The organism is Arthrobacter sp. NPDC080073 (genome assembly GCF_040686575.1).
GTDB lineage: Bacteria > Actinomycetota > Actinomycetes > Actinomycetales > Micrococcaceae > Arthrobacter.
Genome location: NZ_JBFBKR010000011.1, coordinates 1 through 24646, shown reverse-complemented (window position 1 = coordinate 24646; position 24646 = coordinate 1). Strand labels below are relative to the sequence as shown.

The window sequence follows — 24646 nt, the reverse complement described above, 5'->3', positions numbered from 1 at the left end:
CGGGCAGATGGTCAGCGAAGCCGGAAGCAGCGAAACCGTTACGCCGCTCGTCCGCAGCTTCGGCGTCCTCCAACTGACCATGATCAGTGTCGGCGCCACCCTCGGCACGGGCATCCTGGTGATCCTGGGTGAATCCGTGCCGCTGGCCGGACCCGCGGTCTGGATTTCCTTCGTCGTCGCTGGCCTTGCCGCCCTTTTCTCGGCCGTGTCCTATGCTGAAATGGCAGGCCTCGTGCCCGTTGCCGGCTCCAGCTACTCCTACTCCTACGCCACTATGGGTGAGGGCATGGCCTGGATCTGCGGCTGGTGCCTCGTCCTCGAATACGCGGTCTCCGTTGCGGCCGTGGCAGTCGGCGCAGGGCAGTACGTGAACGAAACCCTCGCCGCGTTCGGCCAGTTCCTGCCGGACGCGATGTCCCAGCCGCCGGGCAGCGGCGGCGTGGTCAACGTGCCGGCCATGCTGATTGTGGTCCTCGCGATGATCTTGCTGGTGCGAGGTGCCAAGGAAAGCGCCTGGATCAACACCGCGATCGTGACCATCAAGATCGTCATCCTGCTCTTCTTCTGCGCCGTTGCGTTCACCGCGTTCAACGCCGGCAACTTCGAACCGCTCATGCCCATGGGCGCCGCAGGTGTTTCGGCTGCCGCATCCAGGGTGTTTTTCTCCTACATCGGCTTCGATGCCGCTTCCACAGCCGGTGAAGAGGCCCGCAACCCCAAGCGCGACCTGCCCCGCGCGATCCTGCTCTCCATGGTGATCGTGACCAGCATCTACGTCCTGGTTGCCGTGGCCGCCATCGGCGCCCGCCCCTGGGAATGGTTCGGCGGCACCGAAGCAGCCCTCGTCCAGATCCTCGAGGAAACCACCCACCAGCCCTGGATCGCGCTCGTGTTCTCCATCGGAGCCGTGCTCGCCATCGCCAGTATCGTCCTGACGGTCCTCTATGGCCAGACCCGCATCCTGCTGTCCATGTCCCGCGACGGACTGGTCCCGGAGGTCTTCGGCCGAATCTCCCCGCGGACCGGCACCCCGGTGGCCGGGACGCTCATCGTGGGCACCGCCGTCGCACTTACCGCGGGACTCGTCCCGCTCGGCGCGCTGGCCGACGCCACCAGCATCGGCACGTTGTTCGCGTTCGCGCTGGTCAACATCGCCGTCATCTACCTGCGGCGCAATCGCCCCGACCTCAAGCGCAGCTTCCGCGTACCGCTCTACCCAATCATCCCCATTCTCGGCACGCTGATGTGTGCCTACCTTATGGCCAACCTTGGTGCCGACACCTGGGCGGTATTCGGCGGCTGGATGCTCGTGGGGATCGCCCTCTACTTCGGCTACGGACGCCGGAACTCCAAGGTAGCGGCCCTGACCGAACAGGAATACCGTGAACTATCCGCCAGGGTCGCTGACCCGGAAACTGTGAAGGCAGAACTTTCATGACCATCGCCACCGAATTGCCCACGGAACCTACACCCCGCCCCGGGGACCTCGGAGTTTCCCAAGCAACGCCGGCCGACGCTCCCATCACCATGCTGAACCCGGACTTCCCGTTCAGCTACGACCACTACCTGGCTCACCCGGACGGACTTGCGGTTGTTCCGCCGGAACTGTACGGCACGGAGGTCGCGGTCATCGGCGCCGGGCTGTCGGGACTCGTCACGGCTTATGAACTCATGAAGCTCGGGCTGCGTCCCGTGGTCTACGAGGCTGACCAGATCGGCGGGCGGCTGCGCACTGCCAGCTTCCCCTCCGCTCCAGGCGTGGTGGCAGACCTCGGCGGCATGCGCTTCCCCGTGTCAGGCAAGGCGTTCTACCACTACGTGGACCTCCTCGGCCTGGACACCCAGGAATTCCCCAACCCGCTCGCGCCCGCAACGTCCAGCACGGTGATCGAGCTGGCAGGGCAGAAGCACTACGCCGCCACGTCTGCTGAGCTGCCGGAGTTCTTCCGCGAGGTTGCCGCAGCGTGGAAGGCCGCAGTGAATGACGGCGCTGCGTTCCAGGAGATGCAGGAGGCGATCCGGGCCCGCGACACCCAGCGCATCAAGGAACTGTGGAATGAACTGCTCCCGCTCCTGGACGAGCAGACCTTCTACGGCTTCATCGCCGCGAGCAAGTCCTTCAAGGAGGCCGGATTCGCGCACCGCGAGGCCTTCGGGCAGGTTGGTTTCGGCACAGGCGGCTGGGACACCGATTTCCCCAACTCCATCCTCGAAATCCTGCGCGTCGTCTACACCGACGCCGATGACCAGCACCGGCTGATCACCGGGGGAGCGCAACGGCTGCCCGAGGCACTATGGCACCACGCGCCGTCGGGCATGGCTCACTGGCCCGAGGGCACCTCGCTCGCGTCGTTGCATTCCGGTTCCCCGCGCGGAGCTGTGGACCGCATCGAGCGCGGTGACAACGGCGACCTTATGGTGCGCGAACGTTGGGGCCGCGAAACCGGCTATCCCGCCGTCGTGACCACATGCCAGTCCTGGCTCCTGTCCACGCGCATCCACACCCAGGAGTCGTTGTTCCCCTCGGAACTGTGGACCGCGATCGAGCGCTCGCACTACATGCAGTCGTCCAAGACCTTCGTCATGGTGGACCGGCCGTTCTGGAAGGACATCGATCCCGAAACGGGCCGCGAAGTGTTGTCCATGACGCTGACCGACCGGCTCAACCGGGCAACATACCTGCTCGACGACGGCCCCGACAAGCCTGCCGTCATCCTGCTGTCCTACACGTGGAACGACGACGCCCTGAAGTGGCTCTCGCTCAGCGCCGAGGAACGCGTGAAGCTCATGCTGCACTCACTCGAGCAGATCTACCCGGGCGTGGACATTGCGAGCCACATCGTGGGCCAGCCCATCACCGTTTCCTGGGAGGCCGACCCCAACTTCATGGGTGCCTTCAAGGCCAACCTGCCGGGGCACTACCGCTACCAGCAGCGCTTGTTCACGCACTTCAAGCAGGACAAGCTGCCGGAGGCCCAGCGGGGCATCTTCCTGGCCGGCGACGACGTCTCGTTCACCGCAGGCTGGGCCGAAGGCGCTGTCACCACCGGCCTCAACGCTGTGTGGGGCGTGGTGAACCATCTTGGCGGTTCCTCCGTGGCGGGCAACCCCGGTCCCGGTGACGTGTTGGACGAGCTGGGCCCGATCAGCCTGGACTAGCCCTGCGCGTGCATCCCGCGGTGCGCCGCCGCCAGCTCCCGATAGTGCGCCGCGTTGCGCTTCACGCCGTCGAGCTCTTCCTCGCTCAGTTCGCGGCGCACTTTGGCGGGCACCCCGGCAACAAGGGATCGGGGCGGGATGACAGTTCCCTCAAGCACGACCGCGCCGGCGGCCACGAGCGAACCGGTACCGATGACAGCGCCGTTCAGGATGGTGGCGCTCATCCCGATGAGGCAGTCGTCCTCCACAGTGCATCCGTGGACGACGGCACTGTGCCCGACGCTGACGCGCTCGCCGACGGTGCACGGGAAACCGGGGTCGGCGTGCAGGACCACATTGTCCTGCAGGTTCGAGCCGGCGCCGACGCTGATGGCAGCGGTGTCGGCACGCACTGACACGCCATAGAAAGCGCTGGAGTCCTCTCCGAGGGTGGCCTTGCCGATAATGGAAGCCGTGGGTGCCACGAAGGCAGTGTCATGGATGGCCGGCGTATCCCCGGCAAAGGTGTAAATGGGAGCCATGGGGCAAGCCTAGATGACGGCGTCCGGTCCACCCATCCCAACTAAGTCGCATTCGTTGTCGTTATGAGCCCTGAAAACGACAACAAATGCGAGTCAGTTGGGTGGGCCGGAAGGCGTCCGGAGGACCAGGAACTGGTAGTGCTGGGTCCAATTGCCCGCACCGGGTCCGGACTCGACGCCCGTTCCCTCAGGCCAGGTTTCAAAATGCTCCACCGTGCCGTGCGCGCCGAAGATCCTCCGGACTGCGGCATCGCTGCGGCGGCTGAAGAACCGCCGCGGCTCGTCCTGGTCCTCGGGGTTGAGGACTTCTTCATCGTCACCGGACCAGAGCCCAACGGCGATTGGCGCACCAGCCGCGCTGACCCGCACGAGTTCACGGACGACGTCGTGGATTACCGCGTTGGGGACGTGCAGGAGGGTGCTCATGGTCCACACGGCCGGGAACGTGGCGTCGGCGAACGGCAAGGACCGGCCGCTGGCAACGCTGGCGTCGAGCCCTTTGGCTCGGGCGACGTGGATGCTCTCCTCGGACAGGTCAACGCCCGTGTAATGCAGTCCCGCCCGCACGAATTCCAAACCTTCGACGCCGGTGCCGCAGCCGAGTTCGAATAGCGAGTGCCTGTGTTCGTTCTTCAGCAGGCGAATGAACCAATCGCGGCATTCCGTCCGACGCGGGGTCATGGCGCGGGTGTGTGTGAGAGGGGCCTGCCGGTCGTAGAACGCGGCGAGGTCCGCTTCGTGGTCGGCGTCCGGGAAGCCCTGCATGGACCCAGCGTAGAACACCCAACTGACTCGCAGTAGGTGTCGTTATGAGGCGCCAAAACGACAACTAATGCGAGTCAGTCGGGTGGCGGTGGGGACAGTTGGGTGCGGCGGGAGCGCTAGTTGAACACCACCGTGCGGGTGCCGTCGAGCAGGACGCGGTGCTCGGCGTGCCACTGCACCGCCTGTGCCAGCGTGCGGCCCTCGACGTCGCGGCCCATTTGCACGAATTGCTCGGCTGTGCGGGCGTGGTCCACCCGGATGACTTCCTGCTCGATGATCGGGCCCTCGTCGAGGTCGGCCGTGACGTAATGGGCGGTGGCCCCGATGATCTTCACGCCGCGGGCATGCGCCTGGTGGTAGGGCTTGGCGCCCTTGAAGGACGGCAGGAAGGAGTGGTGGATGTTGATGGCCTTGCCGTTGAGCTCGGTGCAGAGCTCGTTGGAGAGGACCTGCATGTAGCGCGCCAGGACGGTCAGCTCGATGCCATGCTCGTGGATGAGCTCGAGCAGCTTCGCCTCCGCCTGGGCCTTGGTGTCCGGAGTGACCGGGATGTGGTGGAAGGGGATCCCGTAGAACTCCGCCAGACCTTCGAGGTCCCGGTGGTTGGATACGATGGCCGGCACCTCGATGGGGAGGGTCCCGGAGCGTTGCTGGAAGAGCAGATCGTTGAGGCAGTGCGCGTCCTTTGACCCTAGGATCAGGGTACGGACCTTCTGGCCGACGGGGTTGACCTGCCACTTCATGTCGAATTCTTCGGCCACCGGGGCCAGCGCCGAACTCAATTCAGCCTGGGTCGAGGACGTCGTGGCTTCCACCCGCATGAAGAAGTTTCCCGTGCTGGGGCTGCCGTATTGCTGGGAATCGGCGATGTTGCAGCCAGCCTTCAACAAAGCGCCCGCAACGGCATACACAATTCCGGGCCGGTCCGGGCAGGACAGGGTTACAACAAAAGACGCAGGCAGGGTGGAGTCAGTCACACGGTCAAGCCTACCGTTGCGCACCTGTTGTAGTGTTTAAGTCGTCGCGACTGGCGTTGGGTGGTGTACCACCAGGGAGCGGCATGGATGAAGACCACGGATCGTACGCCTGGGCCGAGGGTCACGTTTTACTGTCGCTGTGCCATGCCCCGTAATCAAAGGCATGGAAAAAACCCAGCCGGTAGCCTGACCTGTAGAAATACCCGTTGCTTATCCAGGAGACCTTCGTGACCACCACCACCATCACCTCCGCGACCATCAGCAACCAGCCGCTTTCCGAACTCGACCCCGAGATCGCAGCGGTGCTGGAACAGGAACTTGGCCGCCAGCGCGGCACCCTGGAAATGATCGCTTCCGAGAATTTTGCCCCCCGCGCCGTCATGGAGGCCCAGGGCTCGGTCCTGACCAACAAGTACGCCGAAGGCTACCCGGGCCGCCGCTACTACGGTGGCTGCGAATACGTGGACATCGCCGAGCAACTGGCCATCGACCGTGTGAAGGCGCTTTTCGGCGCTGAGTACGCCAACGTACAGCCGCACTCGGGTGCCCAGGCCAACGCCGCAGCCCTGTCCGCCATGATCACCCCTGGTGACAAGATCCTCGGCCTTTCCCTGGCCCACGGTGGCCACCTGACCCACGGCATGAAGCTCAACTTCTCCGGCAAGCTCTACAACGTAGCTGCCTACCAGGTTGAAGAAGACAACTTCCGCGTGGACATGGACAAGCTCCGCGAACAGGCCATTGCCGAGAAGCCGCAGGTCATCATCGCCGGCTGGTCCGCCTACCCGCGCCACCTCGACTTTGCAGCCTTCCGTTCCATCGCCGACGAGGTCGGTGCGCTCCTCTGGACGGACATGGCCCACTTCGCCGGACTCGTCGCAGCAGGCCTGCACCCGAGCCCGGTGCCGCACTCCGACGTCGTCACCTCCACGGTGCACAAGACGCTGGCCGGCCCCCGTTCCGGCGTGATCCTCGCCAAGCAGGAATGGGCGAAGAAGCTCAACTCCAACGTGTTCCCGGGCCAGCAGGGCGGCCCGCTCATGCACGTGATCGCCGCCAAGGCCGTTGCTTTCAAGATCGCTGCCGGCGAGGAATTCAAGGAGCGCCAGGAGCGCGTCCTCGAAGGCGCCAAGATCATCGCCGACCGCCTCAACCAGGCCGACGTCGCCGAAGCCGGCGTTTCCGTGCTGACGGGCGGCACCGACGTCCACCTGGTCCTCGTGGACCTGCGCAACTCGCAGCTGGACGGCCAGCAGGCCGAAGACCTCCTGCACTCGGTGGGCATCACCGTCAACCGCAACGCCGTTCCGTTCGACCCCCGCCCGCCGATGGTCACCTCCGGCCTGCGCATCGGTACCCCTGCCCTGGCCACCCGCGGCTTCGGTGCCACCGAATTCACCGAGGTTGCCGAAATCATCGCTTCGGCGCTGAAGTCCGGCTCCGCTACCGATGTTGAAGCCTTGCAGGCCCGCGTCGACAAGCTCGCCGCTGACTTCCCGCTGTACCCGCAGCACGAGCAGTGGTGAACCCGTCCATGGCGCAGACCGCGAAGATCCTTGACGGAAAGGCGGCCGCCGCCGCCATCAAATCCGAGCTGACTGAGCGTGTCGCTGCCCTGAAGGCCCGCGGCGTAACTCCGGGCATTGCCACTGTGCTCGTGGGTGCGGACCCTGCCTCGCAGCTTTACGTGTCCATGAAGCACAAGCAGTCTGTGGAGATCGGGATGAACTCGATCCAGCGTGAGCTTCCGGCGGATGCGACCCAGGCCGAGGTTGAGGCCCTCATCGACGAACTCAATGCGGACCCCGCCTGCCACGGTTACATCGTGCAGTTGCCGCTGCCCAAGCACCTGGACACCGACGCCATCCTCGAGCGGATCGACCCCGCCAAGGATGCCGACGGCCTGCACCCGACCAACCTGGGCCGGCTGGTGCTCAACGTCAACGGAGAGATCACCTCGCCGCTCCCGTGCACGCCCCGCGGCGTCATCGAGCTCCTGGAGCGCAACGGCTACAGCCTCGCCGGCAAGCACGTCGTGGTGGTCGGCCGCGGCGTCACGATCGGCCGCTCGATCGGCCTGCTGCTCACCCGGCGGGCCGTGAACGCCACCGTCACGCTGACGCACACCGGCACCAAGAACCTCTCGGAGCTGCTGCGGCTGGCGGACGTGATTGTAGGCGCAGCGGGTGCCAAGCACATCGTCAAGCCTGCCGACGTGAAGCCGGGCGCGGCCGTGCTCGACGTCGGTGTCACCCGTGAAACCGACCCCGAGACGGGCAAGAGCAAGGTCCACGGCGATATCGACCCCGCCGTTGCCGATGTGGCCGGCTGGATTTCGCCGAACCCCGGCGGCGTGGGTCCGATGACGGTGGCGCTGCTCATGACCAACGTGGTCGAAGCCGCGGAACGCCAAGTGGCAGCGGGAAGCGTCTCCGGCGTCGCCTGATTTTGCTCCGCATCGGCGTGTAGGGCGCCTACTCCCGCGGGAGTAGGCACCCTACACCGCTAACCCGACGACGCTGGCGCGCTCCGCGGCTAGGCTCGGAGCATGCAGCGGCGTTTCCAGGGTCCTCCCACGAGTTTCATCGTGATCGCGGTGGCCCTGATCCAGGTCTTGGGGACCGTCTTTTCGGCGAGCCATCAGGCCGTCCTGCGCCCCTTGGACCCGCTCGCCTTCATGCTGCTGTTGGCCGGCCCCGCGGCCCTGGCGTTCCGGACCCGCAGGCCCGCCGTCATGCTGCCGATCACCGTTGCGGCCACGTCCATCTACCTGCTCCTCGGTTACGCCTGGGGTCCGATTGTGCTGTCCTTGGCTCTCTCGATCATCCTGACCGCTGCCGCGGGTCTGCGCTGGCAGGCCTGGGTCGGGGCCGGTGTTTGCGCGGGCGCCGTCGTTCTGCTGGCTGCCCTCGCCGGGGATGAGACGGGGCTTGTCCGGGCCTCTGCCGGTGTTGCCTGGGCGGCCATCCTTGTCCTGATCGGTGAAGGCTTCCGACGGCGGGGCGAGCGGATGGCCGAATACCGGCGACGGCGGGAAGCCGCGAAACAGGCCGAACGGGACGAGTACCGTCTCACGCTCGCCCGCGATATCCACGATGTGGTGGCCCACTCCCTCTCGATGATCAACGTCCAGGCTTCCGTGGCACTCCATCTGGGAACGAACGATCCCGAGAAGCTCCGCCCGGCACTGGAGGCCATCAAGGCCGCAAGCAAGGAGTCCCTGGCCGAAGTCCGTCAGCTTCTCGGGGTGCTGCGCGACGACGCCCCGCTGAGTCCCGCGGCGCCGCCAAGTCTGGGGCGGATCCCGGAACTCGTGGACGACGCGAGGTGCGGCGGCTTGGAGGTGCGGTTCGGGAACTCCGTCGATCCGGGACTTATCGGCGCAGCTCAGCAGGAAGCCGCTTACCGGATCGTCCAGGAAGCGCTGAGCAACGTCCGCAGGCACTCCGGCGCGGCGTCCGCCGTCGTACTTCTGGAATTGGCGGGGAACTCGCTGCGGGTGAGGGTCGACGACGACGGCGGAGGCCTCCGGGGAGCGCCAGCCGGGAACGGGCTGAGGGGCATGCGGGAGCGCGTCGAGGCCCTCGGCGGCACGCTTGGCCTGATGCCGCTGGAGCCGGGGCTGCGTGTGGAAGCGAACCTCCCGCTGAACGCCGGGCAAGAAGGACACCCGCGATGATCCGCTTGCTGCTTGCCGACGACCAGAACCTTATCCGCGCGGGATTCCGTGCCCTCCTGGACGCTGAACCGGACATGGAAGTGGTAGCGGAAGCCGGTACCGGCCGGGATGCCGTCAGGTTGGCCGAGCGCGAGGCGCCCGACGTCGTGCTCATGGACATCCGCATGCCCGATGGCGACGGGCTGGCCGCAACCCGGCAAATCCTGGCCAACCCCCGCCTCGCACATACCCGGATCATCATCCTCACGACGTTTGAGCTGGACGAATACATCGCCGAGGCGGTGCGCGCGGGTGCCGCGGGCTTCCTCGTCAAGGACACCGAACCGGAGGAACTGATCCGCGCCGTGCGGGCAGTTCACGACGGCGACGCGCTCCTTTCGCCGTCCGTGACCCGCCGCATCATGGCCCAGCTCGCCCTGCACAGCAGGGCGGCGTCGAAGACAGTGCCGCTGGACCAAATCACTGATCGCGAACGGGAAGTCCTGGCGCTGGTAGGCGAGGGCCTGAACAACGCGGAGATCGCTGAGCGGCTGTTCATCACCCCACTGACGGCGAAGACGCACGTTTCACGGATCATGACCAAACTGCTGGTCCGGGACCGTGCCCAATTGGTGGTGCTGGCGTACGAATCCGGATTGGTCCGGCCGGGCTGGAGCAGCTAGGCCTGGCCAGCAGTCTCCCGGGGGAGTAGTCGGCGGGGCGCAAGTGACTCCCGGTGGCCGACGCGTTTCGATGGGCCAAAAACCAGACTGGAACCAGAGCCGAGATACGGCCTGTTGAGAGTTTGGACTGGACATGTTGACATCACTGAGCACCACCATCGGCGCCGCGGCCGCGCAGCTTCCCGCCGACGTCGTCCATGGACCGGGGGACGGATTCGTCTTCTGGCCGTTTTTCCTCCTGATCCCGCTGTTTTGGATCCTCGTTATCGGATTCTTCGTCTTCTTCGGCCGCCGGATGTGGCGCCGGAACCAATACTAGGCAGCAACCCAAGGCGCCGAAAGCGTGCTGAGGGAGCGCTACGCACGGGGCGAAATCGACGAGACCGAGTACCGGCAGCGCCTGGAAGTACTGCGGGCACATCCGACAAAGTGAGGAGCCGGCGGATTCTGCTGGATCACTCGTCTGGATAAACCATCAGGCCTTGGAATCACGCGGTTCCAGGGCCTGAGGTTTGGAGTGATCCAGCAGAATGTCGCTCAGGGCGTGCCTGCAGGTTACTCCAGAAAATTGCGGAATACCTCTTTCACGTATTCCTTGGCTCTACTAGTCTGCTGGGGTGCACAATGAAGCCACCCGATCTTTCTCCACGTCAGCCAGCTCCCAGATGAACCCACCCGCAGTCATCACAGCCGAAAACCTCACTAAGAGCTACGGCGAGCTCACGGCCGTCGACGGTATTTCGTTCGAGGTCCCGGCAGGGGAGTCCTTCGGACTGCTTGGCCCCAACGGCGCCGGCAAATCGACCACCATGAAAATGATCGGCGGAGTCTCCCAGCGCACGTCCGGGAAGCTCAGCATCATGGGCCTGGACCCGGAAACCCATGGTCCTGAAGTCCGTGCGCACCTCGGAGTGGTGCCGCAGCAGGACAACCTGGACGAGGAACTGAAGGTCCGCGAAAACCTGATTGTCTATGGCCGCTACTTCGGCCTGCCCTTGAGCTACTTGCGTCCCAAGGCCGATGAGTTGCTCGAGTTCGCCCAGCTGACGGACAAAGCCAAGTCCAGGGTCGATGCCCTCTCGGGCGGCATGAAACGGCGTCTCACGATTGCCCGCTCGCTCATCAACGAGCCCAAGATCCTGCTCCTGGACGAACCCACGACCGGCCTGGACCCGCAGGCCCGGCACATCCTTTGGGACAGGCTGTTCCGGCTCAAGGAACAAGGCGTCACCCTGATCCTCACCACGCACTACATGGACGAGGCCGAACAGCTTTGCGACCGGCTGATCGTGGTGGACAAAGGCAGGATCATGGCCGAAGGCTCGCCGGCGAGCCTGATCCGCGAATATTCCACGCGCGAGGTGCTTGAACTCCGCTTCGGTTCCGAACGCAACGCCACCATCGGCATCGAACTCGCGGGCATCGGCGAACGCGTCGAGACGCTTCCGGACCGGGTGCTCATCTACGCGAACGACGGCGAATCGGCCCTGGAGCAAGTCTCCGCACGCCGGCTGCGTCCCCTCACCTCGCTGGTGCGGCGTTCTTCGCTGGAGGACGTCTTCCTCCGGCTGACCGGACGGAGCCTCGTTGATTAGCGCCCACTCGCCGGCCGTTTCAGCCAGCCGGGCGAAGCGCTGGGGGTCCTTCTTCTACGCCGAGCAGGTCCTGCGGGTGATGCGCGGCTACGGCTGGTCCGTGTTCCTGTACAGCGTGGGCCAGCCGGTGGCCTATCTGTTCGCCATGGGAATCGGGCTGGCGAGCCTTGTGGATGCGAACAGTGCGGCAGTGTTCGGTGGCGTGAACTACTTGACCTTCATCGCGCCGGCACTGTTAGTCTCATCCGCGGTCATGACGGCGTCCGGGGACTTTTCCTACCCGATCATGGACGGTTTCAAATGGCGCCGCGTGTTCTACGGCCCGCACGCCTCACCTCTGGTACCGCAGCAGATCGCCGCGGGCCACATCATGGCAAGTGCCTTGAAGTTCCTCGTGCAATCAGTGGTGTACTTCGCCATCGTGGCCATGTTCGGCGCCTCGCCGAGTCCGTGGGGCTGGGTGTCGGCGATAGTTGCCACAGTGGCCGGTTTGTCCTTCGGGCTGCCGCTCATGGCCTATGCCTCAACCATCACCAAAGACTCCGGCCAGTTCGCGTTGGTGCAGCGGTTCATCGTGGTGCCGCTGTTCCTGTTTTCGGGCACCTTCTTCCCGCTGGATTCCCTGCCTCTTGGGGTGCGCTGGATCGGTTGGATCTCCCCTGTGTGGCACGGAACGCAACTGGGCCGCGTCTTCACCTATGGACTCGAGGAGAATCCCTTGTTGACCCTGACCCACGTCGTGTTCCTTGTGGGCGCCGCCGCGGCGGGTTGGACGCTGACGCGGCGCCAGTTCGTCAGGAGGATGGGGGCATGAGCGTTCTGACCGGGGGCCACAGCGCCACTGACGCTGCCCGTGAACGTACCTTCGGCCCGTTGTACTCCCGCAACGCGCTTGCTGTTGTGTCCCGGGGCCTCATGGCAGCGAAAAGCAGCACGTGGTTGATCCTCGTGTCCGGATTCTTCGAACCGGTCCTGTACCTCATTTCCATGGGCGTCGGACTAGGGCCAATAGTGGGTACCGTGGCGGGACCGGGCGGCCAGGAAATCAGTTATGCGGCCTATATCGCACCCGCGCTCCTGGCCGTGTCCGCAATGAACGGCGCCGTCTATGACTCCACCTGGAACGTCTTCTTCAAGATGAACTTCGCCAAGCTGTACCAGGGAATGCTCTACACCTCCCTTGGACCATTGGACGTAGCCATCGGGGAGATCTTCCTGGCCTTGCTGCGCGGACTCCTGTACGCCACGGGGTTCACTGCCGTCATGGCTGTCATGGGACTCCTCACCACGCCATGGGCCATTCTCGTCATCCCGGCCTCGGTACTGATCGCTTTCGGCTTTGCGAGTTTCGGCATGGGCATCACCAGCTTCATGAAGACCTTCCAACAGATGGACTGGATCAACTTCTTCATGCTGCCGATGTTCCTTTTCAGCGCCACCTTCTACCCGCTCAGCGTCTATCCGCAATACATCCAGTGGCTCATCCAGGCGATGCCGCTGTGGCACGGCGTGGAACTCCTGCGGCAGATCAGCATTGGTTCCTTCAGCCCGGCCACGGCAGTCCATATCGCCTACTACCTCGTGATGATCGCCCTGGGGATCACACTCACCACCGGAAGGTTGCGCAAGCTCTTCCTGAAATAGCCGCACAGGCTGTTCGCCGGGGGTGGAAGCGGGCGGTTCGCCGCGCGGAGTTTGCGACAATGGGTGCATGCGATCCCTCGGCGATTCCCCGTCATCTGTTCCCTCGTCCGCTTCCGCCAGGAGCCCTTTCAAAGGCTTCCGCATCGGTGGACTGGGCATGACAGTGGTGCTTATCGCTTTCCTGGTGGCTGTGATCTTCGCTGCCAACCATAACGACGTCGTCGGCTGGATCGTTGCCGTTGTCTCCTTCGGCTGGCTTGCGCTCGCCGCCTTCGTGGTCTTCAGCATCCAGAAGGCCGCCAGGCGCGCCGGTGAAAAACTCACCGAGGCACAGAACGCCTTCAACGCGGCAACCGGCCGGGCGCCGTCGTCGTCGAGCGCGGACCACGGGGGCACACGGGTAGTCTCGGAACGGAACGAAGCCGATGAAATCCGGGACCTCAAACTGGACCACTCCTTCAAGATCGTCCAGGTGCAAGTACGCGTGGTGGAGGACGAACGCGCCAAGGGCGACGCCGCCGACCAGGACACCATAGACCGCGCCTTGGAGACCATCGCCATCACGTCGAGCAATGCCCGGGACATGATCAAGTCCTCCGGCGGCGGTGACGAGCCCGTCTCGGGCACCATCATCGACTAGAGTAGGCGGGGTGAGCTCGGCATTGAAGAAGGACTTCCTTCGCATCGCAACGGTCAACGTCAACGGCATTCGCGCTGCCTACAAGAAGGGCATGGCCGAGTGGCTGGAACCGCGCGACGTCGACATCCTGTGTCTGCAGGAAGTCCGCGCGCCCGACGAGGTGGTTCAACAGCTCATAGGCGAAGGCTGGTACATCCTGCACGCCGAAGCCGAGGCAAAGGGCCGCGCCGGCGTTGCGATTGCCTCCCGGCAGGAACCGGTTGCCACCCGCGTGGGCATCGGTGACGACTACTTCGCCACCACTGGACGCTGGGTCGAGGCCGACTACGTCGTCCGGGACGGCGCCGGGAAGGACACCACCCTGACGGTCGTCAGCGCTTATGTGCACTCCGGCGAAGCGGACACGCCCAAGCAGGTGGACAAGTACCGATTCCTGGATGTCATGACCACGAGGCTTCCGGAACTTGCCAAGCACAGCGAGCATGCACTGGTTGTCGGCGACCTCAACGTGGGCCACACCGAGCTCGACATCAAGAATTGGAAGGGCAACACCAAGCGTGCCGGCTTCCTTCCCGAGGAGCGCGCGTACTTCGACCGCTTCTTCGGCGACGAGATCGGATGGAGGGATGTCCACAGGGGCCTGGCAGGAAATGTCGATGGCCCCTACACCTGGTGGTCCCAGCGCGGTAAGGCCTTTGACACTGACACGGGCTGGCGCATCGACTACCACTTGGCCACTCCTGGACTCGCGGCAGCCGCACTTTCGGCCGTCGTCGACCGGGCGCCTTCGTGGGACACCCGTTTCTCCGACCACGCACCGCTGGTAGTCGACTACCAGCTCTAGGCTTTCGAAAGTTTTCCTCATGACCAGTTCCACAACGACCGAACCCGCTGCAGCCGCAGCCAAGGCAACATCCACCAAACTGGCCGCCGGAGCAAAGCACCGCGTGCTCTCCGGCATGCAGCCCTCTGCTGACTCCCTCCACCTGGGCAACTACCTTGGTGCCTTGGTCAACTGGGTCCGCATGCAGGACGAATATGACGCCATCTTCTTCATCCCGGACCTGCATGCCATTACGGTGCCGCAGGATCCCGCCGAGCTTGCCCGCCGGACCCGCGTCACCGCTGCGCAGTACATCGCCGGCGGCGTAGACGTGAACAAGTGCACGCTGTTCGTCCAGTCCCAGGTTCCTGAGCACGCCCAGCTGGCGTGGGTCCTTGGCTGCATCACAGGCTTCGGCGAGGCCTCGCGCATGATCCAGTTCAAGGACAAGTCGCTGCAACACGGTTCCGACCACGCGAGCGTCGGGCTCTTCACGTACCCGATCCTGCAGGCAGCGGACATCCTGCTGTACCAGCCGCACGGGGTACCCGTAGGCGAAGACCAGCGCCAGCACATTGAACTCAGCCGCGACCTCGCCCAGCGTTTCAACAGCCGCTACGGGGAGACGTTCCAGGTGCCGCAGGCCTTCATCCAGAAGGAAACGGCCAAGATCTACGATCTCCAGAACCCCACGGCCAAGATGTCCAAGTCCGCGGAGTCTCCGGCCGGCCTGATCAACCTGCTCGACGACCCGAAGATCACGGCCAAACGCATCAAGTCGGCAGTCACGGACACAGAGACGGAAATCCGCTTCGACCGCGAAACCAAGCCAGGGGTATCGAACCTGCTGAGCATCTACTCGTCCATCAGCGGCCAGCCGGTGGAGAAAATCGTGGCGGACTACGAAGGCAAGATGTACGGCCACCTGAAGGTCGACCTCGCTGAACTCGTTGCAACCCACCTCGGGCCGATCCGGGACCGCGCCAACGAGCTTCTTGCCGATCCGGCCGAGCTCGACCGGCTCCTCGCCCACGGGGCGGACAAAGCCCGGGAGATAGCCGCGGCCACGCTCGCCGACGTCTACGCCAAGGTGGGCTTCCTGCCATACGGCGGAGCACAAGGAATCCGCTAAAGCCATGTGCGCAGCTGCCAAGCTCAGCGTGCAGGCCGGCTCCCTTTCAAGGGGAGCCGGCCAGGCCTCTGACGCCCGCCTGGACGCGGGCGCACACGAGACTGCCAGCGCGTGCGGGGGCAACCTGTGCGTGGGGGTCATCCTGGGTTTCCCCCGGGAAGTCGCCCAGGAACTGAAGCAATGGCGCGCCTCCTTCGGTGACCCCATGGCGGACGTGATCCCGGCCCACATCACGCTCGTGACCACCACGCCTGCCCAGGACTGGGAAGCCACCCTCGAGCATGTTCGCGACGTCGCCCGGCGCCAGACACCGTTCAAGATCACGATTTCCGGCACGGGTTCCTTCAGGCCGGTATCCCCGGTGGTGTTCCTGAAGGTCGAAGACGGTTTCGAGGAGTGCGTGGGCCTGCACGAACAACTGCAGACCGGCCCCCTGGAACGCGATCTTCCTTTCCCCTACCACCCACACGTGACGGTAGCCCACGACGTCGCTCCCGAAAGCCTGGACGAGGCCGAAACGGTGCTGAAGAACTACACCGCCACCTTCCCGGTGGTTAGCATGGGACTTTACGAGCACGATGACAACGGCATTTGGCAGCTACGGGAAGAGCTCGACTTTGGCGGCGACGCAGACCAATCACGGAAAAGCACAGCACAACGACCGGCAGGCGGAAACGCCACCACTGCCGACTGACGGGGCGCAGCTGAAGCTGCAGCTCATTCACCGTCAGGTCGAATGGGGTAAAGCCCGGCGCTCAGGCAACAGAAGCGCGTCAATACCGGCGTTCATCAACCTCGCCCTCGCCCGGCTGAGCAACTTCCGGCCCATGCGCGCCTTCAACCTCTACAACCTGCGCCACGGTCCGCTGTTGAGCGCCGGCATAGGCTTCACCATGTTCTTCTCTATCACGGGCCTGCTGGCCACGGGATTCGCCGTGACCGGCTTGGTCCTCAACGGGCAGCCCCAACTGGTTGATTCAATCGTCTCAAGCGTTGCCACGGCGGCCCCGGGGCTCCTGAAAACCAACGGAGGCAACGGCCTGGTGGATCCGCATGATCTCCTGAACCCCACGGGCCTCGGCTGGACGGCTGCCATCGCCGCCGTCGTCACGGTATTTACCGCGCTCGGCTGGATCGCGGGGATCCGGGAGGGTCTTCGCGGAGTCTGCGGGCTTGAGCCCGTGCAAGAGAATCCTCTGCTGATGAAGGCCCGCGACGCCGGTACCCTCCTGCTGCTCGGCGCAGCCTTGGTGGTCAGCGCCGGTGTCTCGCTCGTGTTCGGGACAGCGGCCGGATGGATCATCGAACGGCTCGGCTTGGCCGACGCCGTTGCCGGCCCCGTCACCTGGCTCGTCCGCACAGCCGTTCCACTGGTCCTCAACTGGGCGACGGCGGTCATCATGTTCCGCTTCGCAGCCCGCCTTAAACTTCGCCGCCAAGCGTTCCTGGAAGGAACGGTGCTGGCCGGTGTCGGGACCACCATCCTCCAGATCTTCAGCACGGAGTTGCTGGCGAATGCCGGACGGAACCCCATCCTGGCCTCATTTGCCATCATCATCGGGCTTCTCATCTGGTTCAACCTGGTCAGTCAGGTCTACTTGGTCTCCGCCTCGTGGGCGGCCATCAGGGAAGCGGATACCGGCGCGCACGAGCACCCCAAGCCGGCCCTCGGATCACGGCACCCGTCGCCGCACTCGTTCCCGGCTAAAGCATTCCCCGAGAAAGCCAAGTAAAGCCTAGTCGCCGAGGTACTGCCCGGCCCAGGCCGAGATGATCCCTGCCACCCGGGCGGCTTGTCCTTTGCCCGTCAAGAGGTGGTCACTGCCTTCGAGCGAGATGAAGCTCCGCGGATGCCGCGCCGTTTGGAAGATCTCGCTGGCATTGTCGATGCCTACGGTGTTGTCTGTGGGGGAGTGGAGCACCATAAGGGGCCTGTGCAGGGTACGGATGCAGTCCCTGAGGTCGGCCTTCTCCACGTCTTCCACAAAGTGCCGGCGCACCTCCATGCGCCTGCCGCCCAGGTTGACCTCGGCGCTGCCTTCGCTGAGGATCGTGCTCACTTCGGCGTCGAACATATGCTCCACGTGCTTGGGCTCGAACGGGGCGCCCACAGTCGCAACGGCACGCACCTCGGGCAGGCTGAGGGCGGCCGCCAGCACAGCCGCTCCACCGAAGGAGTGGCCCACCAGCAGGGAGATTTTCTTGTCATCGGCCCGCATGAACTCTGCGGCGCGGATGGTGTCCGCCACTTTGACGCTGAACGATCCGGCGGACCATTCGCCGGCGGAGTCGCCCAGTCCAAGGTTGTCGAAGCGAAGCATGCCGACTCCAAGGTCCGCCAGGCCCTTGCAGATCCGCGAGGCAGAGGGGCTGTCCTTGCCGAGGGTCAAACCATGGGAGAACACGCCCCAGCCCCGGACCGGGCCCTCAGGAACGTCCACGATCCCTGCCAGGAGATCTCCGGTGCTGCCTTCGAATCTGATCTTCACGGATTTGGACACCTTGTCCGCCTTTCGTTAGGCGAGTTGCCCGGCCTTCCCGGGCGACTCTTAAACAACGACGACGGCGCCCCTCACCAGAGCGGTGGGCGGCGCCGTCGTCGTCGTATTTCTGAATTCTCGACTAGATCTTGCGTGCCAGGATGGCTTGCTTGACCTCGGCGATGGCCTGGGTCACCTGGATACCACGCGGGCAAGCCTCCGAGCAGTTGAAGGTGGTGCGGCAGCGCCAGACGCCTTCCTTGTCGTTGAGGATTTCCAAGCGCATGTCACCGGCATCGTCGCGGGAATCGAAGATGAAACGGTGCGCGTTCACGATGGCGGCCGGGCCGAAGTACTGGCCGTCCGTCCAGAACACGGGGCAGGACGACGTGCAGGCAGCGCACAGGATGCATTTGGTGGTGTCGTCGAACCGTTCACGGTCCTCCACCGACTGCAGGCGTTCCTTGGTGGGCTCGTGGCCCTTGTTGATCAGGAACGGCATGACCTCGCGGAAGGACTGGAAGAACGGCTCCATGTCCACGATCAGGTCTTTCTCCACCGGGAGGCCCTTGATCGGTTCAACGGTGATGGGCTTGGAAGTGTCCAGGTCCTTCAGCAGGGTCTTGCATGCGAGGCGGTTACGGCCGTTGATGCGCATCGCGTCGGAGCCACACACGCCGTGTGCACAGGAACGGCGGAAGGACAGCGAGCCATCGATTTCCCACTTGATCTTGTGCAGGGCGTCCAGCACGCGGTCGGTGCCGTACATCGTCAGCTGGTGGTCTTCCCATACGGGCTCTTCCGAGACCTCAGGGTTGTAGCGTCGCACGCGCAAAGTGATGTTGAAGGTGGGAATTTCCCCACCCCCACCAATGTGCGCGGGCAGCTCGATCTTGGATGCTGGCTCAGCAAGTTCAGCAGACATCTTAGTACTTCCTCACCATCGGCTCGTAGCGTGTAAAGACAACAGGCTTGGTGCCGAGTCGGATGCCCGCGATTGCTTCCGCAGATCCGTCCGCTGGGGCGTGCTCATCCTTATACGCCATGGAGTGCTTCATGAAATTTTCGTCGTCGCGCTCCGGGAAGTCCTCCCGGAAGTGGCCTCCACGGGACTCCTCGCGGTGCAGGGCGGCAACCGTCATGACTTTGGCCAGTTCCAGCAGGAAGCCCAGTTCCACCGCTTCGAGCAGATCAAGGTTGAAGCGCTTTCCCTTGTCCTGGACGCTGATGCGCTGGTAGCGCTCTTCGAGGGACGCGATGTCCTTGAGCACCTGGTTCAAGGTGTCCGCGGTACGGAACACCTGCATGTTGGCATCCATGGTGTCCTGCAGTTCCTTGCGGATCGCGGCAACCCTTTCGCCGCCGTCGGAAGTGCGGACGTGGTTCAGCAGGTCCAGCGTGTAAGCCTCCGGGTCTTCCGGGAGCTCCACGAAGTCAGCCGTCTTGGCGTATTCGGCGGCAGCAATACCCGCCCGCTTGCCAAAGACGTTGATGTCCAGCAGCGAGTTGGTACCCAAACGGTTGGAGCCGTGGACGGAGACACAAGCAACTTCGCCGGCCGCGTACAGGCCCGGCACGATGGTGTCGTTGTCCTGCAGGACCTCGGTGGTGATGTTGGTGGGGATGCCGCCCATGGCGTAGTGCGCCGTCGGGAACACCGGTACCGGTTCCGTGTACGGTTCGACGCCGAGGTACGTGCGCGCGAATTCGGTGATGTCAGGAAGCTTCGCGTCAATGTGGGCGGGCTCAAGGTGCGTGAGATCGAGGAGGACGTAGTCCTTGTTCGGCCCGCAGCCGCGTCCTTCGCGGACTTCGTTCGCCATGGAACGGGCCACGATGTCGCGGGGAGCGAGGTCCTTGATGGTGGGGGCGTAGCGTTCCATGAAACGCTCACCCTCGGAGTTGCGAAGGATCGCGCCCTCGCCGCGGGCAGCTTCCGAGAGGAGGATGCCCAGGCCTGCGAGACCGGTCGGGTGGAACTGGAAGAACTCCATGTCCTCCAACGGGATTCCGCGGCGGAAAGCGATGCCCATGCCGTCACCGGTCAGGGTGTGGGCGTTGGAGGTGGTCTTGAAGACCTTTCCTGCGCCGCCCGAGGCGAACACCACGGACTTGGCCTGGAAGACGTGCAGTTCGCCGGAGGCGAGGTCGTAGGACACGACGCCGGCAATGCGCTTCTGCTTGTACGGCGTTCCGTCTTCGCGGACGGCGTCTTCCTCGACGGTCAGCAGGTCCAGGACGTAGTACTCGTTGTAGAACTCAACGTTGTGCTTGACGCAGTTTTGGTACAGCGTCTGCAGGATCATGTGGCCGGTGCGGTCTGCCGCGTAGCAGGCGCGGCGGACTGGAGCCTTGCCGTGGTCACGGGTGTGGCCACCGAAACGGCGCTGGTCAATGCGGCCTTCGGGCGTGCGGTTGAACGGCAAGCCCATCTTCTCCAGGTCCAGCACGGCGTCGATGGCTTCCTTCGCCATGACCTCGGCTGCATCCTGGTCAACCAGGTAGTCGCCACCCTTGACGGTGTCGAATGTGTGCCACTCCCAGTTGTCCTCTTCGACGTTGGCCAGAGCTGCACACATGCCGCCCTGGGCCGCGCCAGTGTGGGAACGGGTGGGGTAGAGCTTGGTCAGTACTGCGGTGCGTGCGCGCTGACCGGATTCGATCGCGGCGCGCATGCCGGCGCCGCCGGCACCGACAATAACGACGTCGTACTTATGGACCTGCATACCAGATGCTCTTTCTCTCTAAGTCAGATGGTCGGCGGAGCCTGCTCCGCGTTTTGTGCACCGCCGGACTAGCCGGTGGTGCGGCGGAGCCGCTACGGCGCCGGGCAGAACCCGCCCGGCAGCTGAACGCCGTTGGCGACGGGGCACGGGTTGAACGTGAAAATCACCAGCGTGCCAAGGACGACGATGGCGACTGTAGCCGCGTAAAGGATCACCTTGAGCCACAGGCGGGTGGCGTCCTTCTCGGCGTAGTCGTTGATGATGGTGCGAACGCCGTTGGTGCCGTGCAGCATGGCGAGCCACAGCATGGCCAGGTCCCAGAACTGCCAGAACGGGTCGGCCCACTTGCCGGCAACGAAGCCGAAGTCGATGCCGTGGATGCCCTCGCCCACCATGAGGTTCACAAAGAGGTGGCCGAAGATCAGGACCACGAGCACGACGCCGGAGAGCCGCATGAACAACCACGCGAACATCTCGAAGTTCCCTTTGGAACCTGTGCCGCGACGGTACTGCGGTGCAATCTTCCCGCTGCCGATTTTTCCACTGCCGTTTTTTCCGCTGCGCGGAGTTTGAATGTCAGTGCTCATGGCTTAGTGGCCTCCCAGTGCGAGGGACAGGTGGCGGATGGCGAAGGCCCCGAAAACGACCAGCCACAGTACCAGGACGGTCCACAGCATCTGGCGCTGGTACTTTGCGCCCTTCTTCCAGAAGTCAATGGCGATAACGCGCAGGCCATTGAAGGCGTGGAAAACGATCGCTGCGACGAGGCCCGTTTCGCCCAGGGCCATGAGGGGGTTCTTGTAGGCGCCGATAACGGCCGTGTAGGCCTCCGGGGACACACGCACCAATGAGGTGTCCAGCACATGGACCAACAAGAAGAAAAAGATCACAACACCGGTAATGCGGTGTCCAACCCAGGACCACATGCCTTCACGGCCGCGGTACAAGGTGCCAGCTGGTTTTGTCGGCACTGAATAAACCTTCCTGCAACACAGCGGCGCTTGCACGGGATCCATGCGGGGGGAACGCCAGCCGCGAGAGCACTCGTAGCTCAGCCTAAATCTAGGCTTCGCTCACAGCTTATTCAATTTAGGTACCCCTTTTTGTAACGAGAGCGCTGGTGTTCGCCTGAATTCCGGTCTTTTCGCCGCGAGGGTGAGACGAAGACCACAAAGTGGGACTTGCGCGGGTGTCCGATAAGGTGTTGCGGTGAGTATAGAAAACGCTGCAAGCCCCGAACCGCCCCTGCGTCACTTCCATGCGGTTATTCCGGCCGGCGGAGTGGGCACGCGCCTGTGGCCGCTTTCGCGTGCGGCCGCGCCCAAATTCCTACATGACCTCACGGGTTCGGGAAGCACCCTTCTACGGGCTACCTACGACCGTCTCGAACCCCTGGCCGGCAACCGCGTGCTCGTGGTTACGGGTGTGGCGCACCGGGTTGCTGTCTGCCGCCAGCTTCCCGAAGTGGGCGACGACGAACTGGTCCTCGAAAGCGAACCGAAGGACTCGGGAGCAGCGATCGGCCTCGCCGCCGCCATCCTTTACCGTCGCGACCCGGACACCATCATGGGCTCCTTCGCCGCCGACCATGTCATCAGCCCGGACAACCTCTTTCAGGAAACGGTCCGCGAGGCCATCCACACTGCGGCTGCCGGAAAAATCGTCACCATCGGCATCAAGCCCACGCACCCGTCGACCGGGTTCGGTTACATCCGCACCGGCGATTTGCTCAATATCGACGACGCACCGAACGCGCACGCTGTGGTCGAATTCGTCGAGAAGCCGAGCGAGGACATCGCCAATAAGTACCTCGAAACGGGCGACTACGTCTGGAATGCCGGCATGTTCGTCGCCCCCGTTGCACTCATGCTCAAGCACCTGGAGGCAAACCAGCCGGTCTTGTTTGCAGGGCTGCAGGAAATCGCCGACGCCTGGGACACCCCGGAGCGCGATGAAGTGACCGCTCGGGTGTGGCCCACGCTGCCGAAGATTGCCATTGACTATGCCGTGGCGGAACCCGCCGCAGCGGCGGGGGATGTCGCCGTCGTGCCCGGTACCTTCCGCTGGGACGACGTCGGAGACTTCGCCGCGATCGGTCGCCTCAACAATGCCGGCGACGTCGATGAAGTGACGGTCCTCGGCGAAGGCGCCCGTGTCTTCACCGAGAACGCCAGCGGCGTGGTTGTCTCCGACACCAAGCGCGTGATCGCCCTTATCGGGATCAAGGACGTTGTGATCGTCGATACGCCGGACGCGCTGCTTGTCACCACGAAGGAGCATGCCCAGCGGGTCAAAGGTGCAGTGGACGCACTCAAGGCCAGCGGGGACACCGACGTTCTCTAGGCCAGTTCTCTAGCGCCCGCTTGCGGCACTGTCCGTAACCAAGAGACCCCTTTCGCTATTCGGAGGGCGCGGATGACTAGAGTTGTGAGGTGCGCAATTTCACTACCGAAACCGAGCCGACCCCAGTGGTGAAGCCGTGGCTTGACGATCTCCTGCCGGAACTCATTGAATTCCGGAGGGATCTGCATGCGCACCCCGAGCTTTCCTTCAAGGAATTTCGCACCACGGACAAGTTGGTTGAACGGCTCGAAGCGGCAGGACTTGAACCCCGCCGGCTGGAAGGATCGGGCCTGACGGTCGACGTCGGCGAGGGGCCCATCGCCACTGCCTTGCGCGGAGACATCGACGCCCTCCCCATCATCGAAGAGACGGGCCTTCCATTCGCGTCGAAGAACCACGGTGTCACCCACGCTTGCGGGCATGACGTCCACACCACGAGCATGCTTGGCATTGCCTTGGTGCTGCATGCCATGCACCAGGAGTCCCCTTTGGGCGGCACGGTGCGCATCATCTTCCAGCCGGCAGAGGAAACCATGCCCGGCGGTGCCCTGTCCTGCATCGAGCAGGGCGTGCTCCAGGGCGTCCCGCGGATTCTGGCGCTGCACTGCGATCCGCGGATCAACGTCGGCAAGATCGGCACGCGCATCGGCGCCATCACTTCGGCCTCGGACACCATCAAAATCGAACTGACCGGACGTGGCGGCCATACTTCCCGACCGCATTTGACCGAAGACCTGGTCTTTGCGCTGGCCCAAATCGCCGTCAACGTCCCGGCCGTCCTGTCCCGTCGCGTGGATGTGCGCAGCGGCGTTTCGGTGGTGTGGGGCCAGATCGCGGCAGGTTCGGCACCCAACGCGATCCCGGCCAACGGCTACATGGCCGGCACCATGCGTTGCCTCGACAGGGACGCTTGGCATAGCGCAGGGGAGTTGCTCGACGACGTCGTCCAGCAGGTTGCCGCGCCGTATGGTGTGGACGTGCACCTCGAGCACACCCGAGGCGTCCCTCCCGTGGTCAACTCGGAACACGAGACTGCCATCATCGAGGCCGCGGCCCGCGCGGAACTCGGCGAGCACGCCGTCGTCCTGACGCCCCAGTCCATGGGTGGCGAGGACTTTGCCTGGTTCCTGGCCGACCTGCCCGGTGCCATGATGCGGCTCGGGACCCACACGCCCGGCGGCGAGGAATACGATCTCCACCGCGGTGACTTCATCGTCGACGAGCGTGCCCTCGGCTTCGCGATCCAGGTCCTGGCCGCCGCCGCGCTGCGAACCATCCGGGATCTCTGAAACCGCGACGCCCGCTCACTTATATCGTCCAATCGGCGGTCGCTCCCTCTTCGTCAAGCTGGTTGTGAGTCATTCATTACCTGTTGATTGAAGGAGCCGGCGATGGCCGTTGATACCAAGGGTTTTACGCGGGAAGAGATCCGTGAGTTCATGCATGAGTATTATTTGCAGCCGCACGGGACGAGGAAGGTGTGGCTTGCCTCGACGTCCG

General features: G+C 64.2%; 26 protein-coding genes. 18 read left to right on the top strand and 8 right to left on the bottom strand.

Going from position 1 to position 24646, the window contains the following annotated elements; translation table 11 throughout:
• Positions 1-7: 7 nt before the first annotated feature.
• Both AB0O52_RS13645 and AB0O52_RS13640 read left to right on the top strand, forming a co-directional pair.
• Positions 8-1438, top strand: coding sequence for an amino acid permease (locus AB0O52_RS13645; protein ID WP_364538597.1), 1431 nt, complete (start codon positions 8-10; stop codon positions 1436-1438).
• Complete coding sequence (locus tag AB0O52_RS13640; protein WP_364538363.1) at positions 1435-3159, top strand: FAD-dependent oxidoreductase; 1725 nt, start codon at positions 1435-1437, stop codon at positions 3157-3159. The genes AB0O52_RS13645 and AB0O52_RS13640 overlap by 4 nt, the downstream gene beginning before the upstream one ends.
• On the opposite strand, the gene AB0O52_RS13635 is transcribed toward AB0O52_RS13640, so the two are convergent.
• The 3 genes from AB0O52_RS13635 to purU all read right to left on the bottom strand — a co-directional run bounded on the left by AB0O52_RS13635 (position 3156) and on the right by purU (position 5422).
• Complete coding sequence (locus tag AB0O52_RS13635) at positions 3156-3680, bottom strand: gamma carbonic anhydrase family protein (RefSeq protein ID WP_364538361.1); 525 nt, start codon at positions 3678-3680, stop codon at positions 3156-3158. The genes AB0O52_RS13640 and AB0O52_RS13635 overlap by 4 nt on opposite strands.
• Before the next feature lie 93 nt (positions 3681-3773).
• The gene (locus AB0O52_RS13630; protein ID WP_364538359.1) at positions 3774-4445 is read right to left on the bottom strand and encodes a class I SAM-dependent methyltransferase; all 672 of its coding nucleotides are present in this window, start codon (positions 4443-4445) and stop codon (positions 3774-3776) included.
• A 116-nt stretch (positions 4446-4561) separates the two neighbouring features.
• A complete protein-coding gene (gene purU, locus AB0O52_RS13625; RefSeq protein ID WP_364538357.1) occupies positions 4562-5422 on the bottom strand; it encodes a formyltetrahydrofolate deformylase in 861 nt (286 codons plus the stop codon).
• 227 nt (positions 5423-5649) lie between these two features.
• Here purU and glyA point away from each other — a divergent pair, with 227 nt between their 5' ends.
• The 14 genes from glyA to AB0O52_RS13555 all read left to right on the top strand — a co-directional run bounded on the left by glyA (position 5650) and on the right by AB0O52_RS13555 (position 17330).
• Positions 5650-6948 carry a serine hydroxymethyltransferase gene (glyA, locus tag AB0O52_RS13620; protein ID WP_236818388.1) on the top strand — a complete coding sequence of 433 codons (1299 nt, stop codon included), beginning with the start codon at positions 5650-5652 and terminating at the stop codon, positions 6946-6948.
• A gap of 8 nt (positions 6949-6956) precedes the next feature.
• A complete protein-coding gene (locus AB0O52_RS13615) occupies positions 6957-7868 on the top strand; it encodes a bifunctional methylenetetrahydrofolate dehydrogenase/methenyltetrahydrofolate cyclohydrolase (RefSeq protein WP_364538355.1) in 912 nt (303 codons plus the stop codon).
• Between the two features lie 102 nt (positions 7869-7970).
• Positions 7971-9101 (top strand): sensor histidine kinase, encoded by a 1131-nt coding sequence (locus AB0O52_RS13610; RefSeq protein ID WP_364538353.1) that lies wholly within the window; start codon positions 7971-7973, stop codon positions 9099-9101.
• Positions 9098-9763, top strand: a complete 666-nt coding sequence (locus AB0O52_RS13605; protein ID WP_364538351.1) for a response regulator transcription factor — start codon at positions 9098-9100, stop codon at positions 9761-9763. The genes AB0O52_RS13610 and AB0O52_RS13605 overlap by 4 nt, the downstream gene beginning before the upstream one ends.
• Before the next feature lie 133 nt (positions 9764-9896).
• The gene (locus AB0O52_RS13600) at positions 9897-10082 is read left to right on the top strand and encodes a hypothetical protein (protein ID WP_364538349.1); all 186 of its coding nucleotides are present in this window, start codon (positions 9897-9899) and stop codon (positions 10080-10082) included.
• Positions 10083-10106: 24 nt separating this feature from the next.
• Positions 10107-10196, top strand: coding sequence for an SHOCT domain-containing protein (locus AB0O52_RS13595; protein ID WP_364538347.1), 90 nt, complete (start codon positions 10107-10109; stop codon positions 10194-10196).
• 232 nt (positions 10197-10428) lie between these two features.
• Positions 10429-11358, top strand: coding sequence for an ATP-binding cassette domain-containing protein (locus AB0O52_RS13590; protein ID WP_364538345.1), 930 nt, complete (start codon positions 10429-10431; stop codon positions 11356-11358).
• Positions 11351-12172, top strand: coding sequence for an ABC transporter permease (locus tag AB0O52_RS13585; RefSeq protein WP_364538343.1), 822 nt, complete (start codon positions 11351-11353; stop codon positions 12170-12172). Before AB0O52_RS13590 ends, AB0O52_RS13585 begins: the two co-directional genes overlap by 8 nt.
• Positions 12169-13002 (top strand): ABC transporter permease, encoded by an 834-nt coding sequence (locus AB0O52_RS13580; protein ID WP_364538341.1) that lies wholly within the window; start codon positions 12169-12171, stop codon positions 13000-13002. The genes AB0O52_RS13585 and AB0O52_RS13580 overlap by 4 nt, the downstream gene beginning before the upstream one ends.
• A 67-nt stretch (positions 13003-13069) precedes the next feature.
• On the top strand, positions 13070-13642 hold the full coding sequence (locus AB0O52_RS13575; protein WP_364538339.1) for a hypothetical protein: 573 nt from the start codon (positions 13070-13072) through the stop codon (positions 13640-13642).
• Positions 13643-13652: 10 nt separating this feature from the next.
• Complete coding sequence (locus AB0O52_RS13570) at positions 13653-14486, top strand: exodeoxyribonuclease III (protein WP_364538337.1); 834 nt, start codon at positions 13653-13655, stop codon at positions 14484-14486.
• 19 nt (positions 14487-14505) lie between these two features.
• Positions 14506-15597 (top strand): tryptophan--tRNA ligase, encoded by a 1092-nt coding sequence (trpS, locus tag AB0O52_RS13565; RefSeq protein ID WP_364538335.1) that lies wholly within the window; start codon positions 14506-14508, stop codon positions 15595-15597.
• A gap of 4 nt (positions 15598-15601) precedes the next feature.
• Positions 15602-16291 (top strand): 2'-5' RNA ligase family protein, encoded by a 690-nt coding sequence (locus AB0O52_RS13560; RefSeq protein ID WP_364538333.1) that lies wholly within the window; start codon positions 15602-15604, stop codon positions 16289-16291.
• A gap of 82 nt (positions 16292-16373) precedes the next feature.
• Positions 16374-17330 (top strand): YihY/virulence factor BrkB family protein, encoded by a 957-nt coding sequence (locus tag AB0O52_RS13555; RefSeq protein ID WP_364538595.1) that lies wholly within the window; start codon positions 16374-16376, stop codon positions 17328-17330.
• A 3-nt stretch (positions 17331-17333) separates the two neighbouring features.
• On the opposite strand, the gene AB0O52_RS13550 is transcribed toward AB0O52_RS13555, so the two are convergent.
• From AB0O52_RS13550 to sdhC, 5 genes are all read right to left on the bottom strand, one after another.
• Positions 17334-18098, bottom strand: coding sequence for an alpha/beta fold hydrolase (locus AB0O52_RS13550; RefSeq protein WP_364538331.1), 765 nt, complete (start codon positions 18096-18098; stop codon positions 17334-17336).
• Between the two features lie 121 nt (positions 18099-18219).
• Positions 18220-19002, bottom strand: coding sequence for a succinate dehydrogenase iron-sulfur subunit (locus AB0O52_RS13545; protein WP_078105990.1), 783 nt, complete (start codon positions 19000-19002; stop codon positions 18220-18222).
• Position 19003: 1 nt separating this feature from the next.
• Entirely contained in the window at positions 19004-20803 is a 1800-nt protein-coding gene (sdhA, locus tag AB0O52_RS13540; protein WP_364538329.1) for a succinate dehydrogenase flavoprotein subunit, read from the bottom strand.
• 92 nt (positions 20804-20895) lie between these two features.
• Positions 20896-21390, bottom strand: coding sequence for a succinate dehydrogenase hydrophobic membrane anchor subunit (locus AB0O52_RS13535; protein ID WP_364538327.1), 495 nt, complete (start codon positions 21388-21390; stop codon positions 20896-20898).
• A 3-nt stretch (positions 21391-21393) separates the two neighbouring features.
• Positions 21394-21774, bottom strand: coding sequence for a succinate dehydrogenase, cytochrome b556 subunit (gene sdhC, locus AB0O52_RS13530; RefSeq protein WP_078105987.1), 381 nt, complete (start codon positions 21772-21774; stop codon positions 21394-21396).
• Between the two features lie 238 nt (positions 21775-22012).
• Between sdhC and AB0O52_RS13525 the strand changes: the two genes are divergently transcribed.
• Both AB0O52_RS13525 and AB0O52_RS13520 read left to right on the top strand, forming a co-directional pair.
• Positions 22013-23146 (top strand): sugar phosphate nucleotidyltransferase, encoded by a 1134-nt coding sequence (locus tag AB0O52_RS13525; protein WP_364538325.1) that lies wholly within the window; start codon positions 22013-22015, stop codon positions 23144-23146.
• 89 nt (positions 23147-23235) lie between these two features.
• The gene (locus AB0O52_RS13520; RefSeq protein WP_284981096.1) at positions 23236-24435 is read left to right on the top strand and encodes an amidohydrolase; all 1200 of its coding nucleotides are present in this window, start codon (positions 23236-23238) and stop codon (positions 24433-24435) included.
• Positions 24436-24646: the final 211 nt, after the last annotated feature.

Bases quoted from the DNA above. Each gene is read 5' to 3' on its own strand.
- AB0O52_RS13645 (WP_364538597.1), top strand. From the start codon at position 8: ATGGTCAGCGAAGCCGGAAGCAGCGAAACCGTTACGCCGCTCGTCCGC.
- AB0O52_RS13640 (WP_364538363.1), top strand. From the start codon at position 1,435: ATGACCATCGCCACCGAATTGCCCACGGAACCTACACCCCGCCCCGGG.
- AB0O52_RS13635 (WP_364538361.1), bottom strand. From the start codon at position 3,680: ATGGCTCCCATTTACACCTTTGCCGGGGATACGCCGGCCATCCATGAC.
- AB0O52_RS13630 (WP_364538359.1), bottom strand. From the start codon at position 4,445: ATGCAGGGCTTCCCGGACGCCGACCACGAAGCGGACCTCGCCGCGTTC.
- AB0O52_RS13615 (WP_364538355.1), top strand. From the start codon at position 6,957: ATGGCGCAGACCGCGAAGATCCTTGACGGAAAGGCGGCCGCCGCCGCC.
- AB0O52_RS13610 (WP_364538353.1), top strand. From the start codon at position 7,971: ATGCAGCGGCGTTTCCAGGGTCCTCCCACGAGTTTCATCGTGATCGCG.
- AB0O52_RS13605 (WP_364538351.1), top strand. From the start codon at position 9,098: ATGATCCGCTTGCTGCTTGCCGACGACCAGAACCTTATCCGCGCGGGA.
- AB0O52_RS13600 (WP_364538349.1), top strand. From the start codon at position 9,897: ATGTTGACATCACTGAGCACCACCATCGGCGCCGCGGCCGCGCAGCTT.
- AB0O52_RS13590 (WP_364538345.1), top strand. From the start codon at position 10,429: ATGAACCCACCCGCAGTCATCACAGCCGAAAACCTCACTAAGAGCTAC.
- AB0O52_RS13580 (WP_364538341.1), top strand. From the start codon at position 12,169: ATGAGCGTTCTGACCGGGGGCCACAGCGCCACTGACGCTGCCCGTGAA.
- AB0O52_RS13575 (WP_364538339.1), top strand. From the start codon at position 13,070: ATGCGATCCCTCGGCGATTCCCCGTCATCTGTTCCCTCGTCCGCTTCC.
- trpS (WP_364538335.1), top strand. From the start codon at position 14,506: ATGACCAGTTCCACAACGACCGAACCCGCTGCAGCCGCAGCCAAGGCA.
- AB0O52_RS13560 (WP_364538333.1), top strand. From the start codon at position 15,602: ATGTGCGCAGCTGCCAAGCTCAGCGTGCAGGCCGGCTCCCTTTCAAGG.
- AB0O52_RS13545 (WP_078105990.1), bottom strand. From the start codon at position 19,002: ATGTCTGCTGAACTTGCTGAGCCAGCATCCAAGATCGAGCTGCCCGCG.
- sdhA (WP_364538329.1), bottom strand. From the start codon at position 20,803: ATGCAGGTCCATAAGTACGACGTCGTTATTGTCGGTGCCGGCGGCGCC.
- AB0O52_RS13535 (WP_364538327.1), bottom strand. From the start codon at position 21,390: ATGAGCACTGACATTCAAACTCCGCGCAGCGGAAAAAACGGCAGTGGA.